Source organism: Pseudomonas sp. T8 (assembly GCF_024610635.1).
GTDB classification, from domain to species: Bacteria; Pseudomonadota; Gammaproteobacteria; order Pseudomonadales; family Pseudomonadaceae; genus Aquipseudomonas; species Aquipseudomonas chlororaphis_I.
On sequence record NZ_CP102374.1, the window covers coordinates 5,356,551 to 5,374,666 of the forward strand.

Genomic DNA, 18,116 nt, shown 5'->3' on the forward strand with positions numbered 1-18,116 from the left:
TGTGACCGGACTATTGGATTTTTCCCCTGTAGCCGCTGCCGAGCACCGCGAGGCTGCGATCGACCGCGAAGCGGGCGCCGCTCTTGGGTGCGCCGGAGGTCCTGCGACCAGCGTGGCCCGGACCATCGCAGCCTGCGGCAGCGGCTACAGCGCTTCAGTCGCGCTCTTCGAGCACGTAGCCGACGCCGCGCAGGGTGTGGATCAGTTTGCTTTCGAACGGGTCGTCGATCTTGGCCCGCAGGCGGCGGATCGAGACTTCCACCACATTGGTGTCGCAGTCGAAGTTCATGTCCCACACGAACGAGATGATCTGGGTCCGCGACAGCACCACGCCGCTCTGGCGCATCAGCAGGTGCAGCAGGGCGAACTCCTTGGTGGTCAGGTCGATGCGCTGCTTGCCGCGAAACGCCCGGTGGCGGCCCTGGTCCAGTTCCAGGTCGGCCACCCGCAACACATCGGGCGTCGGCGACTGCTCGCTGCGCCGCAACAGGCTGCGCACCCGCGCCAGCAGCTCGGGGAATTCGAACGGCTTGACCAGGTAATCGTCGGCGCCCAGGTCCAGGCCCTTGATCCGGTCCACCAGGCGCCCCTGGGCGGTGAGCATCATGATCCGCGTATTGCTGTTCTGGCGAATGCGCTGCAGCACCCCCCAACCGTCCAGCTCCGGCAGATTGACGTCGAGAATCACCAGGTCGTAGGCGTGCTGGCGGGTCAGGTGCAGGCCGTCGGCGCCGTTGCTGGCGCAATCGACGACGTAGCCGCTTTCGCTCAATCCCTGATGCAAGTAGTCGGCGGTTTTCGGTTCATCCTCGATCACCAGAATGCGCATGCTGAATTAGCCTCGGTGTTTAATGCAGTGGGGAAGTCCAATAACTTCATTGGAAGTAACGGGCTGGATGATTCAACTTTCAAAGTTCTTGATTTAAAACTTTCAAAGTGTCGTGCGGGGAGAAGTTGTTTCTCTATATTTCAAGTTGTGGGTTTATTGCACTTACCCTCGGGTCGATGGCCCGGATGTTAATACACAAGCCCGTGCCAGAGCGTTTGCTAACGGATTTGTAATCTTTGCGCCACCCTGTCGATAAGTACCGACGGCTACATTTGGCCGGCACTAAATACTCACCTGTTAGTTGTTTTATGGGTGGAGTGTGGATGCGTCGTGCCGGTTCAACTTCCTCGCGCCGCTCAGCCTCCGCCGTCACTCTGTACCGGTAAGGGGCCAGAAAGCGTTATGCCAACCACCATTAAAAAACTTGCCTGGATAGTCGGGGCATTGTCTGGCGTCCTGTTGTTGGCCAGTGCCTCGCTGCCGGAAGCCGCGGCGGCCGAGAGCCGGGTGCTGAGCCTCGACAACGCCCTGGCAAGTGCCTTTGCCAACAACCCCGAACTGGCGGCCGCGCGCTGGGAAATCGACATCGCCCAGGGTGGCCGGCAGCAGGCGGGATTGATCCCCAATCCGGTGTTGTCCTGGGACGCCGAGGACACCCGCCGCAGTTCGCGCACCACCACCGTCAAGCTCAGCCAGACCCTGGAACTGGGCGGCAAGCGTGGCGCGCGCATCGATGTCGCCAGCCGTGCCCAGGACGCCGCGGCGCTGGAGCTGGAGCGCCAGCGCAACCAGCTGCGCGCCGATGTGATCGCGGCCTTCTACGGTGCCTTGCGGGCTCAGGAACGCAGCGATCTGGCCGGGCGCTCCCTGGCCCTGGCCGAGCGCGGGCTGACGGTGGCCAAGGGGCGGGTGAGTGCCGGCAAGGCCTCGCCCGTGGAGGCCACCCGCGCCCAGGTTCAGCTCTCGGAAGTACGCCTGGAGCTGAGTCGCGCCGAGATGGATCGGACTAACGCCTATCGGCAGTTGGCGACCGTGACCGGCGCTGCCACCACCGACTTCAGCGCCGTCGCGGAGCCGGCCAGCGGGCTGCCCTCGCTGCCGCCTTCGGCGCAATTGCTGGCGCGCCTGCAACAGACCACCGAACTGCGCCTGGCCGAAATTCAGGTGGTGCAGCGCGAAGCGTCCCTGGGGCTGGAAAAGGCCCAGCGCATTCCCGACCTCGATATCAGCGTGGGCAGCCAGTACGACGCCAGCGTGCGTGAGCGGGTCAACCTGGTCGGGGTGTCGATGCCGATTCCACTGTTCAACCGCAACCAGGGCAATGTGCTGTCGGCGGCGCGCCGTGCCGATCAGGCCCGGGATTTGCGCAACGCCGCGGAGCTGCGCCTGCGCAGCGAAACCAAGTTGGCGCTCGATCAGTGGAGCACCGCCAGCAACGAAGTGCAGTCGTTCAACCAGGTGATCCTGCCGGCCGCGCAAAACGCGGTGGATACCGCGATCCGCGGCTTCGAGATGGGCAAGTTCAACTTTATCGAGGTGCTCGACGCCCAGCGCACGCTGATCAGCGCCCGCACCCAGTACATCGCCGCGGTGGCCCAGTCCACCGACGCCTGGGTGCGCATCGAGCGCATCTACGGCGATCTCGCCGGCCCCGATCGCACGCTGTGAGAACCGCGTTGTTCGTCTTGCTGTGCCTGGGCGCACTGCTGGTCACCGATTGCAGCGGGCCAGTGCCGGGCCGGGTCGAGGAGGGCTCGTCCCACTGGTGCCTGCATGAGCTGCATCGAGCGCTCGGCGATTTCTTTTTTCCACAGACCTCATGACGCGCCGGTTTACCGGATGGCGTGTCGGGTCGATTTTTTCAGGAGCATTCATGGACAAGAAACGAAGCACAGCCCTGGCATTGGCCGTGGCGGTCGCGCTCGGCGTGGCCGGGTTGATGTGGCAGGACCTGTTCCAGGGGGCGCCGGTGGCCGCGCAGGCGAAACCCGCGGCCAAGGCGGACACGCACAAGGACGGCGAGGCGCATCAGGAAGGCGAGGAAGGGCAATCGGAAGGCGAGGGACATGCCGAGGAAGAGGGCAAGGTCGAGCTCAGCGCCGAGCAGATCAAGGCCGCCGACATTCAGCTGGCCGAGGCTGCACCGCGCAATCTCAGCAGCTTGCTGACGCTGCCGGGGGAGATCCGCTTCGACGAGGACCGCACCTCGCACATCGTGCCGCGCGCGGCCGGGGTGGTGGAGTCGGTGGCGGTCAATCTCGGGCAGACGGTGAAGAAGGGCGAGCTGCTGGCGGTGATCGCCAGCCAGCAGATCTCCGACCAGCGCAGCGAGCTGGCCGCCGCCGAGCGTCGGGTCGAGCTGGCGCGCACCACCTTCCAGCGCGAGCGCCAGTTGTGGGTCGACCAGATCTCCGCCGAGCAGGATTACCTGCTGGCGCGCCAGACCTTGCAGGAAGCCGAAATTGCCCTGAACAACGCCCGGCAGAAGATGAATGCCCTGAGCGGCAGCGCGGTGCTGGCGGGCGGCAACCGCTATGAGATGCGCGCGCCGTTCGACGGCGTGGTGGTGGAAAAACACCTGAGCGTCGGCGAGGTGGTGGGCGAGACCAGCGCCGCCTTCACCCTGTCCGACCTGTCCCGGGTCTGGGTCACCTTCGGCGTGTTTCCCAAGGACCTGAACAAGGTCCGGGTGGGCAAGCCGGTCCGGGTGCAATCCACGGAACTGGGCACCCAGGTGCAGGGCACGGTGGCCTATGTCGGCAGCCTGCTGGGCGAGCAGACCCGGACCGCCACGGTGCGGGTCACGGTGCCCAACCCGGACGATGTCTGGCGGCCGGGGCTGTTCGTCTCGGTACAGGTGGCGACCGACACCTACCAGGCCGGTGTCACCGTGCCGCAGAGCGCGATCCAGACCGTGGAGGACAAGCCTTCGGTGTTCGTGCGCATCGCCGACGGTTTCCAGGCCACGCCCGTGGTGCTGGGCGGTAGCGAAGGCGGCTTCGTCGAGATCCGCGAAGGTTTGCCGGCCGGGGCCCAGGTGGCGACCTCCGGCAGCTTCATCCTCAAGTCCGAACTGGGCAAAGGCTCGGCCGAGCACGGCCATTGATCCGCCTCATTGAGTGTTTCCCTGGAGAGTGACTTCCCATGTTTGAACGCATCATTCAATTCGCCATCGAGCAGCGCATCATCGTGCTGCTGGCGGTGCTGCTGATGGCCGCCGTGGGCATCGGCAGCTACCAGAAACTGCCGATCGACGCGGTGCCGGACATCACCAACGTGCAGGTCCAGGTCAACGCCAGCATGCCCGGCTACTCGCCGCTGGAGACCGAGCAGCGCATCACCTATCCGGTGGAGGTGGCCATGGCCGGCCTGCCGGGCCTGGAGCAGACCCGCTCGACCTCGCGCTCGGGCCTGTCCCAGGTGACGGTGATCTTCAAGGAAGGCACCGACCTGTACTTCGCCCGGCAACTGGTCAACGAGCGCCTGCAAGTGGCCCGCGAACAGCTGCCCGAAGGCGTGGAGGCGAGCATGGGGCCGATCTCCACCGGCCTCGGCGAGATCTTCTTCTGGACGGTGGAAGCCGAGCCGGGCGCGCTCAAGGAAGACGGCACGGCCTACACCCCGACCGACCTGCGGGTGATCCAGGACTGGGTCATCGCCCCGCAATTGCGCAACGTGCCGGGGGTGGCCGAGATCAACACCATCGGCGGCTTCGCCAAGCTCTATCAGATCGCCCCGGACCCCAGGCGCCTGGCGGCCTACAACCTGACCCTGAGCGACCTGATGACCGCCCTGGAGCGCAACAACGCCAACGTCGGTGCCGGCTACATCGAGCGCAACGGCCAGCAGTTGCTGATCCGCGCGCCAGGGCAGGTCAAGTCCATCGAGGACATCGCCAACATCGTGATCAACACCGTGGACGGCACGCCGATCCGCATCAGCAACGTGGCCACCGTGGACATCGGCCGTGAACTGCGCACCGGCGCGGCCACCGAGAACGGTCGCGAAGTGGTGCTCGGCACGGTGTTCATGCTGGTGGGGGAAAACAGCCGCACGGTGTCCCGGGTGGTGGCGGAAAAACTCGCCGAGATCAATCGCTCGCTGCCCAAGGGCGTGACCGCAGTCACCGTGTACGACCGCACCAACCTGGTGGACAAGGCCGTGGCCACGGTGAAGAAAAACCTCATCGAAGGCGCGTTGCTGGTCATCGCTATTCTGTTTTTGTTCCTGGGCAATATCCGCGCCGCGCTGATCACTGCCATGGTGATTCCGCTGGCCATGCTGTTCACCTTCACCGGCATGTTCACCAACAAGGTCAGCGCCAACCTGATGAGCCTTGGCGCGCTGGACTTCGGGATCATCGTCGACGGCGCAGTGGTGATCGTCGAGAACGCCATTCGCCGCCTGGCCCATGCCCAGCAGCACCACGGGCGCATGCTCACCCGTTCCGAACGCCTGCACGAAGTCTTCGCTGCGGCCAAGGAAGCGCGACGGGCGCTGATCTACGGGCAACTGATCATCATGGTGGTGTACCTGCCGATCTTTGCCCTGTCCGGGGTGGCCGGGAAGATGTTCCACCCGATGGCCTTCACCGTGGTGATCGCTCTGCTGGGGGCGATGATCCTCTCGGTGACTTTCGTGCCCGCGGCGATTGCGCTGTTCGTCACCGGCAAGGTCAAGGAAGAGGAAAACTTCGTCATGCGCGGTGCCCGCCGTGGCTACGAGCCGGTGCTGCGCTGGGTGATGAGCCATCGTTCCCTGGCCTTTGCCCTGGCCTTCCTCAGCGTGCTGGTTTCGGGCCTGGTGGCCAGCCGCATGGGCAGCGAGTTCATCCCCAGCCTCAGCGAAGGCGACTTCGCCCAGCAGGCGATGCGCGTGCCCGACGCCAGCCTTACTCAGTCGGTGGAAATGCAGAAGACCCTGGAGAAAACCCTGCTGGCGCAGATCCCGGAAATCGAGCGGGTGTTCGCCCGCACCGGTACCGCCGAGATCGCCTCGGACGTGATGCCGCCGAACATCTCCGATGCCTACCTGATGCTCAAGCCCAAGGAGCAATGGCCGGACCCGGGCAAGTCGCGCGAGGCGATCATTGCCGACATCGAACGGGTCAGCAACAGCCTGCCGGGCAACGTCTACGAGCTGTCGCAACCGATCCAGCTGCGTTTCAACGAACTGATTTCCGGGGTGCGCAGCGATGTCGCGGTGAAGGTCTTCGGCGATGACATGGAGGTGCTGAACAAGACCGCCGAAGAGATTTCGCAGACCTTGCAGAAGATCGACGGCGCCGCCGAAGTGAAGGTGCAGCAGACCACCGGCCTGCCGGTGCTGACGGTGAATGTCGACCGCGACAAGGCGGCGCGTTTCGGCCTCAACGTCGGCGATGTGCAGGACGCCGTGGCGATTGCCGTGGGCGGGCGCAAGGCGGGCATCCTGTACGAGGGCGACCAGCGCTTCGACATGCTGGTGCGCATGTCCGATGCCCAGCGCACCGATATCGACGGGCTGTCGCGACTGCTGATTCCGGTGGCGGCGGCCGCGGGCAGCGTCAACGGGCAACTGGGTTTCATCGCCCTCTCGGAGGTGGCCAGCGTCGACCTGGTGCTCGGTCCGGCGCAGGTCAGCCGCGAGAACGGCAAGCGCCTGGTGATCGTCAGCGCCAACGTGCGCGGACGCGACATGGGCTCCTTCGTCGAAGAAGCGACCCGGGCCATCGGCGACCAGGTGCAGATCCCGACCGGCTACTGGATCACCTGGGGCGGCCAGTTCGAACAGTTGCAGGAAGCCTCCAAGCGCCTGGAAATCGTGGTGCCGGTGGCGTTGCTGCTGGTGTTCGGCCTGTTGTTCATGATGTTCAACAACCTCAAGGACGGGCTGCTGGTGTTCACCGGGATTCCCTTCGCCCTGACCGGCGGGATCATGGCCCTGTGGCTGCGCGACATCCCGCTGTCGATCTCGGCGGGGGTGGGCTTCATCGCGCTGTCGGGGGTGGCGGTGCTCAACGGCCTGGTGATGATTGCCTTTATCCGCAACCTGCGCGAAGAAGGGCGGATGCTCGCCGCTGCGGTCAACGAAGGCGCGCTGACTCGCCTGCGCCCGGTGCTGATGACCGCCCTGGTGGCGTCGCTGGGGTTCATCCCCATGGCCCTGGCCACCGGCACCGGCGCCGAAGTGCAACGGCCGCTGGCCACCGTGGTCATCGGCGGCATCATCTCCTCCACCGCCCTGACCCTGCTGGTGCTGCCGGCGTTGTACCACTGGGCGCACCGCAAGGAGGAAGAACAGGAGCTGCAAGACCTGCTGAACGACTGACCCGCGATAGGCCTCACCCAACCCCGCCTGCGTCATGCGCAGGCGGGGTTTTGTTTATGTGGCCCCCGTAGCCGCTGCCGAGCACCGCGAGGCTGCGATCGACCGCGAAGCGGGCGCTGCTCTTGGACGCGCAGGAGGTCCTGCGGACCTATCGCAGCCTTCGGCAGCGGCTACATCGACTGCGTGCACCGAGCTATCGGGTTACCCCCTGTAGCCGCTGCCGAGCACCGCGAGGCTGCGATCGACTGCGAAGCAGGCGCTGCTCTTGAACTCGCAGAAGGTCCTGCGGACCTATCGCAGCCTTCGGCAGCGGCTACACCGACCGCGTGCACCGAACTATCGGGTTGCACCCCTGTAGCCGCTGCCGAGCCTGCGAGGCTGCGATCGACCGCGCAGCGGGCGCCGCTCTTGGGTGCGCAGGAGGTCCTTCGGACCTATCGCAGCCTTCGGCAGCGGCTACAGGGATCTGGAAACATCTGCTGAAAGAGTGCTCCCGCAAGCAAAAGCATGAGCAGCTAGGTTGAGGTAGATGACCTGTATGGAGAGCAAAGGAATGCTGGTCCACTCCAATGGCTACCGTCCACTCCAATGGCTACCGTCTACTCAAAGGACGGGTATCGGAAGCTGGCCGTGTCTACTCGATTACCGTCGTGACTCACCAACGACGCCCCTTGTTTCGCGACTTCCGCGTTGGCCGCCTGGTGGTTGATCAGCTCAAGCAAGTCCACGAAGCCGATCATGTACGTGCATTGGCCTGGGTTGTCATGCCTGACCACATTCACTGGTTATTTGAACTGCGAGACAGATCCCTGGGAGAGGTGATGTGCCGTTTCAAATCCAGAAGCAGCACGCGGATCAATTCACACCTCGGCAGTCAGGGCCGTCTTTGGCAGAAGGGGTATCACGATCGCGCTCTGCGCAAGGAAGAAGACCTGAAGGCCATCGCCCGCTACATCATTCTCAACCCAGTACGAGCAGGGCTTGTTCAACGTCCCGGCGACTATCCCCTCTGGGATGCCATCTGGCTTTGATGTCGCCGCTGCATGACCGGGCCCATTGGGGCTATTCCCCTGTAGCCGCTGCCGAGCCTGCGAGGCTGCGATCGACCGCGCAGCGGGCGCTGCTCTTGGACGCGCAGGAGGTCCTGCGGACCTATCGCAGCCTTCGGCAGCGGCTACACCGACCGCGTGTACCGAATTATCGGGTTACCCCCTGTAGCCGCTGCCGAGCCTGCGAGGCTGCGATCGACCGCGCAGCGGGCGCTGCTCTTGAGTTCGCAGGAGGTCCTGCGGACCTATCGCAGCCTTCGGCAGCGGCTACATCGATTGCGTGCACCGAACTATCGGGTTACCCCCTGTAGCTGCTGTCGAGCACCGCGAGGCTGCGACCGACTGCGAAGCGGGCGCTGCTCTTGGGTGCGCCAGAGGTCCTGCGGACCTATCGCAGCCTGCGGCAGCGGCTACACCGATTGCGTGCACCGAACTATCGGGTTACCCCCTGTAGCCGCTGCCGAGCACCGCGAGGCTGCGATCGACCGCGAAGCGGGCGCTGCTCTTGGGTGCGCCAGAGGTCCTGCGACCAGCGTGGCCCAGACCATCGCAGCCTGCGGCAGCGGCTACACCGATCGCGTGTACCGAACTATCGGGTTACCCCCCTGTAGCCGCTGCCGAGCACCGCGAGGCTGCGATCGACCGCGAAGCGGGCGCTGCTCTTGGACGCGCAGGAGGTCCTGCGACCAGCGTGGCCCGGACCATCGCAGCCTTCGGCAGCGGCTACATCGACTGTGTGACCGGGCTACAGGGGGAGTCGGGGCAAAAAAAAGCGCCCCATGCGGGACGCTAAAAATTCATCTCTTTCCAAAGGAGCATTCGAAAAAACGCTTCAGAGATGAATGTGCTCGGGGTGGGCCGGCGTCAGCGGGAGGCTGTGCATGCCTGGGACCCTGGGGTTCTGTGGGGGGGCGGTGTTGGTTGCGTCGTTGTGGTTCTTTTCGCCGTTGTACTGTTGCTGGCCGAGCCAGAATTGTTCCAGGGCATGCCTGGCGCGTTCGCTGCCGTTATCGCTGGGGAGCGCGCTGGGCTGGCCAGGCGGAGTCAGGTGGGCAGGCTTCAAGACATGATCTCCCGCAAGTGGCTGGCCGCTAGCGAAGCGCTGTCGGCTCGGGCATGGGGGCAAGTATACGAAGGCCAACCTGACGAGAAGGTGAGGGCGATATTACAGTTCTGAAAGATGGGCGTCTGTGAAGAAGTTTTAACGTCGGGCGGGCCTCGCACCCGCCCGGCGCAAAGGTTTAAAGAATGGCCAGCGGATACTCGACGATCAGGCGGAATTCCTCCAGGTCGGACTCGAAGCTGCTGGAGCGTACGGTGGCCTGGCGGATGCGCAGCGACAGGTCCTTGAGGGTGCCGCCCTGCACCACGTACTTGGCTTCGATATCGCGTTCCCAGCGACGCTGGTCGGTCAGCGGATTGCCGTCCGCATCACGGCGCATGTAGACCGCGTTGGCATTGCTGTAGTCGGCGTCGCTGCCTTTGCCGTAGCGGGTCATGAACGACAGGCCGGGAATGCCCAGGGGCTGCATGTCGAGGTCGTAGCGGACCATCCACGAGCGTTCCTTCGGCGAGTTGAAGTCGCTGTACTGGATCGAGTTGTCGAGGAAGATCGAGTCCGACTGACGCAGGTAATCGAAGTCGTCGTCGCCGTTGTTGCGCTGGTGCGACAGCGACAGGGTGTGGGCGCCATAGGTGGCGCCGACCTTGGCGCTCCAGATGTTGTTATTGAACTCGCCGAGCAGCTTCTTGCCCTCGTCCACCGCCTTGTAATAGTTGAACCCGGCAAACAGCGAAAGCTCGTCGGAGATCGGCCAGGTGGCCGCGGTGCCGAAGTAGTACTGGTCCCAGGCATCCTTCAGGCGGCTGCTGTAGAGGCTGACGCTGAGGTGCTGGTTCAGGCTGTAGTCGCCGCCGAAGTAGGCGACCCAGGGCGAGTCGACCTTGCCGGCATAGAAGGTGGCGAAACCGTCGCGCAGGCTGCTGCTGTCGGGCTGGCTCATGCTGTGCAGCCGTCCGCCCTGGACACTCAGGCCGTCGATGCTGGTGTTCTCGAAGGTGGCCCCGCGAAAGCTCTCCGGCAGCAGGCGCGAATCACCGTAGTGCACCACCGGGGTTTTCGGGAAGACGTCGCCGACCTTGATCACCGTATCGAGCAGGCGCATTTTCGCCGCGCCGCCGACCTTGCTGTAGTTGTCGGCCGGGTGGTTGTCGCTGTCCACCGGCAGCATGTTGAAGGATCCGCGTCCGCCGCTGCGGCCGGTGCCGGAGTCGAGCTTGAGGCCATACATGGCAAAGGCATCGAGGCCGAAACCGACGGTGCCCTGGGTGAAGCCGGATTCGAACTTGCCGATCAGCCCCTGGGCCCAGGCTTCGGAATAACCGTTGCCGGTGGGGCTGGACTGGCCCTTGCGATCGTCGCGATTGAAGTAGTAGTTGCGGGCCAGCACGTTGAGGCTGCTGCCTTCGATAAAACCTTCGGGCTGGTCGTCTGCCGCGTTCACGGCCAAGGGGCCGAGCCCCAGTACCGCGGAAAACACGGACAGGGACCAGCGGGTTTGAATGCGCATGTTGTTTGCTCCTGGATATGGGCAGCTATCAGCTGTTATGTCGCCTGGGGCGTTCTTGTTAGTTGTACTCGCGAACCGTCTGGTTAACGGCTGGAGTCAATATCGATAGTTGCAAACAACAGATAACGCGGAGGTGACCCGCTTATTACAATTCTGCAAGGATAAAAGTTGTAAGTTGTTCTTTGTTTTGGCTGGAGGCCTTGTTTTATATGGGGTTTGCTCAAGGGTAAGAAGTGGTCTGGGTTTTATTACATATAAGTAATGTACGCGTGATCTTCCTGACAGGGTCGTCTGGTTATCCTCGTTGCAACTAACCAAAACGAGGAAGCAGTCATGAAGTTATTTAAATTGAGTATCGCCGCGCTGGTACTTTCCATTTCGTCCCTGGCCATGGCCGAGGGCGGTGGCGACCGCACCTTCGACCGCGCCATGCAGGCAAACGAGAAGGCCATGGCGGCCTACGCGGCGAAGCAGGGCAAGGAGGCGCCGGTGGTGGAAAACTATCGCTACGGCATGCCCCTGGACATCCAGAAGGTGGTCAACGTGACGCCGCCGGCCAAGGCCTGCAATCCGGTGCCGTCACGCATGACCTATGAGGATTCGGCCGGACAGCTCAAGACCGTTGAGTATCAGGTGATGGGCCAGTGCCGCACCAATGGCAGCTAGGGCCTGTACGAAAAGTGGCTGCGTGCTGGGCGCCTTCGGCGCTACGCAGGTCATGCTGCGTTAAAAACAGGCTCGGAATGCTCATGTAGGCCCCTACAGTCGAACGCGACCCCGGCCGTTCCTCGCCTGTTTTGATTCGCTGCGCTCACCCTCCGGGCCAGCCTTCGGCTGTTACTCCCGTTGGTCGTTGCGCCTTGCCTGACCTTCGCTCGCCGACTTTTCGTACAGACCCTAATCCTCAACGTCCTCATGGGGCGCGGGAAGCGGTTCGAGGGCGACGATCATGTCGATTTCTACCGCGGCATTCTTCGGCAGCTGATAAACCCCGAGGGACGTGCGGGTGTGCACCCCGGCCTCGGCAAAGATCGAATAGAGCACTTCGGAGGCCGCGTCGGCGACTTCACTCTGCTGGGTGAAGTCGGCGGCGCTTTGCACATAGACGTTGAGCCGCAGGACTTTTTTCACCCGCTGCAGATCACCCAGCAACTGAGCGAGGATCGCCAGGGCGCGCATGGTGCAAATACGTGCGGCATATCGGCCGTCCTCCAGCGACACATCTCCACCGACCCTCCCGGTCACCCTTACGCTGTTGTCGATGCGCGGGATCTGCCCGCTGACGTATACCTCGTCGCCGTTCTGCACCGCGGGCACGTAGTTGCCGCCGATGCGCATTTCACCGTCGAAAGCGTGTCCCAGACGGGCCGCCACCTGGTCGAACAGGGCCTTGCGTGAAGCCTCCATGGATTGCACTCCGTCGATTGCCGTTGATTTTCCAGAGCACGACTATAGCCCCTCTTCCGAACCTTTGAGCATGGGTTAAAGCCCAGCAGGGCCGGGGCCTGAGGCGTTTCAAAGTTTTTTGGTCGGATATGTCTTATAGGGTCTTCAGAAAAATACCCGAGCGCCGATGGCTAGAGACAATGCTGCCCACTATTACTGCCCATCGGTGCATCCCATGTTCAACAAAAGCTTGAAGCAAGAGCTGTCGGCTCTACGCGAAGAACTCTCGAGCCTCCAGCAAGTGAAGGACAGCCTCGACAGCGAGATGCTGGTGCTGATTCTCGATCCCGATGGACGCATTCTGTCGGCCAACGACAACTTCAACCAGGAAATGCTTTACAGGGGCAGCGAACTGGTCGGCCGCCACATCGAGGACATCGTGCCGGCCCACGTCAAGGCCGATGAGTTCCACCACCGTTTCAAGGCGACGCTGACCCGTGGCGAACACTTTGCTGGCGCAGTGCGCCTGCTGCGCGGCAACGGCCAGGAAGCCTGGCTGCGCTCGATCTCCCAGCCGGTCCGCGATTCCCAGGGGCGGATCAAGCATTTTTCGATTTACTCCAGCGACCTGACCCGCACCATCGAAGCGTCGCGCGAGCACGAGAACCTGATCGGCGCGCTGGTCCGTTCCACGGCGGTGATCGAGTTCGACCTCAACGGCAACGTGCTGACGGCCAACGAGCGTTTCCTCAACGCCATGGGCTACAACCTGGCGCAAATCCAGGGCAAGCATCACCGCACCTTCTGCGAACCCGAGGAATACAACAGCGCCGAGTACCTGGCGTTCTGGAAGCGCCTGAACGCCGGCGAGTTCGTCGCCGGGCGGTTCAAGCGCATCGACAGCTACGGTCGCGTGGTCTGGCTCGAGGCCTCCTACAACCCGGTGGTCGATGCCAACAACCGGCTCTACAAGGTGGTGAAGTTCGCCACCGTGATCACCGACCAGGTGAACCAGGAGCAGGCCGTCGCCGAGGCGGCGAACATCGCCTACAGCACCTCGCTGCAAACCGACAACAGCGCCCAGCGCGGCACCACCGTGGTGACCGAGGCGGTGAACGTGATGCGCGACCTGGCCAAGCACATGCAGCAGGCCGGCGAAGGCATCGAGGCGCTGAACGAGCAGTCGCTGGTGATCGGCAGCATCGTCAAGACCATCAGCGGCATCGCCGAGCAGACCAACCTGCTGGCGCTCAACGCGGCCATCGAAGCAGCGCGCGCCGGTGAACAGGGGCGCGGCTTTGCCGTGGTGGCCGACGAGGTCCGGCAACTGGCCTCGCGCACCAGCAAGGCCACCGACGAAATCGTCGGCGTGGTGCGCCAGAACCAGGACATGGCGCGCGAGGCCGTGGCGCTGATGACCGATGGCAAGGCCCAGGCCGAGCAGGGCCTGGCCCTGGCCGCCGAAGCCGGCACGGTGATCGTCGAGATCCAGGACGGCGCGCAGAAGGTGGTGAATGCCGTCGGCCAGTTCGCTAGCCAGCTGTCGAACTGAGTCTTGTCCCTGATCCGGCGTCAGGCCTGTTCCAGGCCGTGACGTTGGGGGGCAAGTGGCCGCCAGGTCGGTGGCCACGATCTGCCCCGATGCCTGTGCTCTTTGCGCCGGTGTGCCGTTAGGAAGTTTCCTGTCTCTATGGGAGACAAATCCTAAAGAGCCTTGAGCGCGTCAAGAATACTTCCCCAACGCCGATGGTGAGGCTCCAGCAGTCTCCAATCACGGGCTATCGGTGTATCCATGTTCAATAAACGTTTGAATCAGAAGCTCCTCGCGTTGGGCGAAGAGTTTCGTGCACTTGAGCAGGTCAAGGAAGGTTTCGAGCGCACCCTGCTCAGCATCGAACTCGATGCGCAGCGCCGGGTCCTGGTGGTGAACCGCAACTTCACCCAGTGCATGCAGTATTCCTCCGAGGCGCTGCTGGGCTCGCCCATCGACAAGCTGTTGCCGGACGATGCCCGGCCCGAAGAAGCACACAGGCGTTTCATGACCGCGCTCGCTTGCAGCGAGCCTTTCGACGACACCCTGCGCCTGCGTCGCGGCGACGGCCATGACGCCTGGCTGAGGGTGATCCTGCAGCCGATCTTCAACACCGAGCGGCAACTCAGGTCCTTTTCCCTGATCGCCAATGACCTGACCGAGACCGTGGAAACCACCTGCGAGCACGGCAACCTGATCGCGGCGCTGCTGCGTTCGACCGCGGTGATCGAGTTCGACCTCAAGGGCCGGGTACTGACCGCCAACGAGCGGTTCCTCAGCTGCATGGGCTACAGCCTCGAACAAATCCTGGGCCAGAACCACAGCCTGTTCTGCGAGTCGCAGGAGTACAACAGTCCGGGTTATCAGACATTCTGGGCGCGGCTGAACGCCGGCGAATACGTCGCCGACCGCTTCAAACGCATCGACAGCCACGGCCGCGTGGTCTGGCTCGATGCCTCGTACAACCCGGTGGTCGATGCCAACGGCAAGCTCTACAAGGTGGTGAAATTCGCCACGGTGATCACCGAGCAGGTCAAGCAGGAGCAGTCCGTCGCCGAGGCCGCGGAAATCGCCTACACCATCTCGCAGCAGACCGACAGCAGCGCCCAGCGCGGTTCCTCGGTGGTGACCGAGGCCGTGGAGGTGATGCGCGACCTGGCCACGCACATGCAGCAGGCCAGTGACGGCATCGAGGCGCTGAACGAGCAGTCGCGGGTGATCGGCAGCATCGTCAAGACCATCAGCGACATTGCCGAGCAGACCAACCTGCTGGCGCTCAACGCGGCCATCGAAGCGGCCCGCGCCGGTGACCAGGGGCGCGGCTTCGCGGTGGTGGCCGACGAGGTCCGGCAACTGGCCTCGCGCACCAGCAAGGCCACCGACGAAATCGTCGGCGTGGTCCGGCGCAACCAGGACATGGCCCGCAACGCGGTGGTGCTGATGGCCGACGGCAAGACCCAGGCCGAGCAGGGCCTGGCCCTGGCCGCCGAAGCCGGTACGGTGATCGTCGAGATCCAGGACGGCGCGCAGAAAGTGGTGAGCGCCGTCGGCCAGTTCGCCAACCAATTGTCCAGCTGATGTCCAGGCTGTCTCGGCCGGCGTGGGCGTCATGACCGGGCGGGGCGGTTGTCAGCCCTGCCGGTCGTTTTCGAGGTGGGGGGCGACCAGGGTTTCGAACCATTCGATAAAGGCGTTCAGCCGGCGCGAGCGATGGTTGCGATTGGGGTAGAGCGCGGAGATCGCCATGGACGCGGGGCGAAAACCGGGCAGGACTTCCACCAGCTCGCCGCTGTCGAGCAGGTACTGCACGTCGAAGCGCGGGATCTGGATCAGCCCCAGCCCGGCCCGGCAGCAGGCGATGTAGTTTTCGGCGTTGTTGACGATCACCCGGCTGGGCAGGTTCAGTTCCAGCTCGTGACCGTCGGCCAGGTATTCCCAGGGCTGTTCACGGCCCGTGCTGGGGGAGCCGTAGCCGACCATCCAGTGACCATCGGCCAGGTCGCCCGGGGTTAGCGGCTGGCCGTGCTCCGCCAGGTAGGCGGGGCTGGCGCAATTGATCAGGGCCAGGTGGCCCAGGCGCCGGACGATCAGGCTGCTGTCGCGCAGGGTACCGACGCGGATCGCGCAATCCACACCCTCCTGCACCAGGTCGATGGAACGGTCGGTGGAGCCCAGCGCCAGTTTCAGGCTGGGGTAGCTGGCGAAAAGCTCGGGCAGGGCGGGGGCGATCAGGCGCCGGGCGATCCGGCTGGGTACGTCGACATTGAGGCGGCCATAAACGTCCAGCTGACGGGTGTGAAACAGCTGCTCGAGTTCCACCGCATCGCTCAGCAACAGGCGCGCGCGCTCCAGCAGGACCGCGCCGTCGGCGGTCAGTTGCACCTGGCGCGTGGTGCGGTGCAACAGGCGCGTGGCGAGGGCGGTTTCCAGTTGCTGCACCGCTGCCGAGACGGTGGCGCGGGGCAGTTCCAGGGCATGCGCGGCCTTGATGAAACTGCCCATGTCGGCGACCTGGATGAACACACGGTATTGCTCGAGCTTATCCATGGATGGGGCGGGGTCCGAAGCGTGCGGTGCGTGTTTTTCGTAGGAGCGAGGCTTGCCCGCGATAGCGTTGTATCAGACAGACCTTGATCGCGGGCAAGCCTCGCTCCTACGGAATCATCTCGCACCTGATGGCGATCTTTTCCAGACGCCAATCTACCTCGCCCCTTGGCGGATTACTCGGGTCGATGACAACCGTCGATCAGAAGGCCGGGCCTCACTTGGTGGTGTAGCCGCCGTTGATCAGCAGGGTCTGGCCGGTGATCCACCAGCCGTCGGTGACCAGATGACGGATGAAGGGCACCACGTCCCCGATGTCGGTCAGGCCGGTCTTGCTGAAGCCGGACAGCGCCGCGGCGGTCTTGTGGTAAGCCACGGCGTCCGCGCCTTCGGCCGGGTAGAAGAACGGTGTGTCCATCGGTCCCGGGCCCACGGCGGTCACCGAGATACCGCGGGCGCCGAACTCCTTGGAGGCGGCGCGGGTGAAGTGTTCCACCGGGGCCTTGGCCCCGCCGTAGGCGGCATAGAACGGCGTGTAGGCGCCGAGCAGCGAGGTCACCAGTGTCACCAGCTTGCCGTGGTCCTCCAGGTGTTTGCCGGCTTCCTTGATAAAGAAGAACGCGCTCTTGGCGTTGACCGCGAACATGTCGTCGTACTCGGCTTCGCTGATCTCGACTATGGGTTTTTTCAGGACCTTGCCCACGGTGTTGATGGCGATGTCGATCTTGCCGAAACGGGCCTTGGCGTCGCTGAAGAGTCGCTCCACGGCCGCGGCGGTGGTCAGGTCGGCCTGCCAGGCATGGGCGTCGACGCCCAGGTTCTTGATCGCCGCCACGGTCTGCTCGGCGTCGGCCTGGCTGGCGCTGCTGTTGTAATGCACGGCGATGGCCTGCACGCCGTGGGCGGCCAGGTCCCGGGCGATCAGGCCGCCCAGGTTCTTCGCGCCACCGGCGATCAATGCGACCTTGTTTTTCAGAGAATGGTCTGCCATGGAAAAGCTCCTTCAGCCTGTGAGGTGAAGGCTCAGTCTAAGCAGCCGCGAGTCAGGGATAAGCCCGGTCAATCTGGATGGATTGTCCAGGAAAAATGCCCAATCCCGGCTGCTGCCCAGCACCGGGATGTCGCTACAATCGACTCTTTTTCCCCGGAGCCTTACCCATGAGCGCATCCCATCGTCGCCCGGTTTCCCTGGCCAAGGCCTATCGCCTGCTCAACCACGGGCCGACCGTGCTGGTCAGCGCCACCCACGGCGGCCAGCGCAACATCATGGCCGCGGCCTGGGCCATGCCGCTGGATTTCGATCCGCCGAAAGTCGCGGTGGTGCTCGACAAGTCCACCTGGACCCGCCAGCTGCTGGAGGCCGCCGGCACCTTTGTGCTCAACGTGCCGTGCGCCGCCCAGGTCGATATCGTGCAGACCGTGGGTTCCACCTCGGGCCTGGAGCTGACCCGTGACCAGGGCCGCGACAAGTTCGAGCGGTATGGCCTGCCGACCTTCGCCGGCGAGCAGGTCGACGCGCCGTTGCTCGATGGCTGCGTGGCCTGGCTCGAATGCCGGCTGCTGTCGGAGCCGGACAACCATGAACGCTACGACCTGTTCCTCGCCGAAGTCATCGCCGCCCAGGCCGATGACCGGGTGTTCAGCGAGGGCCGCTGGCATTTCACCGGGCACGATGCCTTGCGCACCTTGCACCATGTGGCGGGCGGGCATTTCCTGACGATTGGCGACTCGCTGGATGGCAAGACCCTGCCATCCCCTCAAGAAATGTCGTAACCCTGTAGCCCTGTAGCCGCTGCCGAGCGAAGCGAGGCTGCGACAGGTCCGAAGGACCTCTTGCGAACTCAAGGGCGGCGCCTGCTGCGCAGTCGATCGCAGCCTCGCGGTGCTCGGCAGCGGCT

General features: G+C 64.0%; 12 protein-coding genes and 4 pseudogenes. 10 read left to right on the forward strand and 6 right to left on the reverse strand.

Features of this window, described 5'->3' with window-relative positions; translation table 11 throughout:
* Positions 1-154: 154 nt before the first annotated feature.
* Positions 155-829, reverse strand: coding sequence for a heavy metal response regulator transcription factor (locus NRG23_RS24265; protein ID WP_009050855.1), 675 nt, complete (start codon positions 827-829; stop codon positions 155-157).
* Between the two features lie 402 nt (positions 830-1,231).
* On the opposite strand from NRG23_RS24265, the gene NRG23_RS24270 reads away from it, so the two are divergent.
* From NRG23_RS24270 to NRG23_RS24285, 4 genes are all read left to right on the forward strand, one after another.
* Entirely contained in the window at positions 1,232-2,497 is a 1,266-nt protein-coding gene (locus tag NRG23_RS24270) for a TolC family protein (protein ID WP_257372512.1), read from the forward strand.
* 205 nt (positions 2,498-2,702) lie between these two features.
* The gene (locus tag NRG23_RS24275) at positions 2,703-3,935 is read left to right on the forward strand and encodes an efflux RND transporter periplasmic adaptor subunit (protein ID WP_257372513.1); all 1,233 of its coding nucleotides are present in this window, start codon (positions 2,703-2,705) and stop codon (positions 3,933-3,935) included.
* Between the two features lie 38 nt (positions 3,936-3,973).
* Positions 3,974-7,138, forward strand: coding sequence for an efflux RND transporter permease subunit (locus tag NRG23_RS24280; protein ID WP_257372515.1), 3,165 nt, complete (start codon positions 3,974-3,976; stop codon positions 7,136-7,138).
* Positions 7,139-7,707: 569 nt separating this feature from the next.
* Complete coding sequence (locus NRG23_RS24285) at positions 7,708-8,169, forward strand: transposase (RefSeq protein WP_257372516.1); 462 nt, start codon at positions 7,708-7,710, stop codon at positions 8,167-8,169.
* Between the two features lie 850 nt (positions 8,170-9,019).
* On the opposite strand, the gene NRG23_RS24290 is transcribed toward NRG23_RS24285, so the two are convergent.
* Positions 9,020-9,250, reverse strand: coding sequence for a hypothetical protein (locus tag NRG23_RS24290; protein WP_124309557.1), 231 nt, complete (start codon positions 9,248-9,250; stop codon positions 9,020-9,022).
* 178 nt (positions 9,251-9,428) lie between these two features.
* Positions 9,429-10,757: an OprD family porin gene (locus NRG23_RS24295; protein ID WP_257372517.1), complete on the reverse strand. Its 1,329-nt coding sequence runs from the start codon at positions 10,755-10,757 to the stop codon at positions 9,429-9,431.
* A 333-nt stretch (positions 10,758-11,090) separates the two neighbouring features.
* On the opposite strand from NRG23_RS24295, the gene NRG23_RS24300 reads away from it, so the two are divergent.
* A complete protein-coding gene (locus NRG23_RS24300) occupies positions 11,091-11,423 on the forward strand; it encodes a DUF2790 domain-containing protein (protein WP_007928829.1) in 333 nt (110 codons plus the stop codon).
* A gap of 231 nt (positions 11,424-11,654) precedes the next feature.
* On the opposite strand, the gene NRG23_RS24305 is transcribed toward NRG23_RS24300, so the two are convergent.
* Positions 11,655-12,164, reverse strand: a complete 510-nt coding sequence (locus tag NRG23_RS24305) for a RidA family protein (RefSeq protein ID WP_016703631.1) — start codon at positions 12,162-12,164, stop codon at positions 11,655-11,657.
* Positions 12,165-12,468: 304 nt separating this feature from the next.
* Here NRG23_RS24305 and NRG23_RS32895 point away from each other — a divergent pair.
* From NRG23_RS32895 to NRG23_RS32910, 4 pseudogenes are all read left to right on the forward strand, one after another.
* A pseudogene (locus NRG23_RS32895) lies at positions 12,469-13,107 on the forward strand (PAS domain-containing protein); the annotation flags it as partial.
* 156 nt (positions 13,108-13,263) lie between these two features.
* Positions 13,264-13,695: pseudogene (locus tag NRG23_RS32900) on the forward strand (methyl-accepting chemotaxis protein); the annotation flags it as partial.
* Between the two features lie 240 nt (positions 13,696-13,935).
* A pseudogene (locus NRG23_RS32905) lies at positions 13,936-14,661 on the forward strand (PAS domain-containing protein); the annotation flags it as partial.
* Positions 14,662-14,817: 156 nt separating this feature from the next.
* Positions 14,818-15,252: pseudogene (locus tag NRG23_RS32910) on the forward strand (methyl-accepting chemotaxis protein); the annotation flags it as partial.
* A 51-nt stretch (positions 15,253-15,303) separates the two neighbouring features.
* Here the strand turns inward: NRG23_RS32910 and NRG23_RS24325 are convergent.
* Both NRG23_RS24325 and NRG23_RS24330 read right to left on the reverse strand, forming a co-directional pair.
* A complete protein-coding gene (locus tag NRG23_RS24325) occupies positions 15,304-16,221 on the reverse strand; it encodes a LysR family transcriptional regulator (RefSeq protein WP_257372519.1) in 918 nt (305 codons plus the stop codon).
* A 214-nt stretch (positions 16,222-16,435) separates the two neighbouring features.
* Entirely contained in the window at positions 16,436-17,209 is a 774-nt protein-coding gene (locus tag NRG23_RS24330) for an SDR family oxidoreductase (RefSeq protein ID WP_257372521.1), read from the reverse strand.
* A 167-nt stretch (positions 17,210-17,376) separates the two neighbouring features.
* Between NRG23_RS24330 and NRG23_RS24335 the strand changes: the two genes are divergently transcribed.
* Complete coding sequence (locus tag NRG23_RS24335; RefSeq protein WP_110175659.1) at positions 17,377-17,991, forward strand: flavin reductase family protein; 615 nt, start codon at positions 17,377-17,379, stop codon at positions 17,989-17,991.
* Positions 17,992-18,116: the final 125 nt, after the last annotated feature.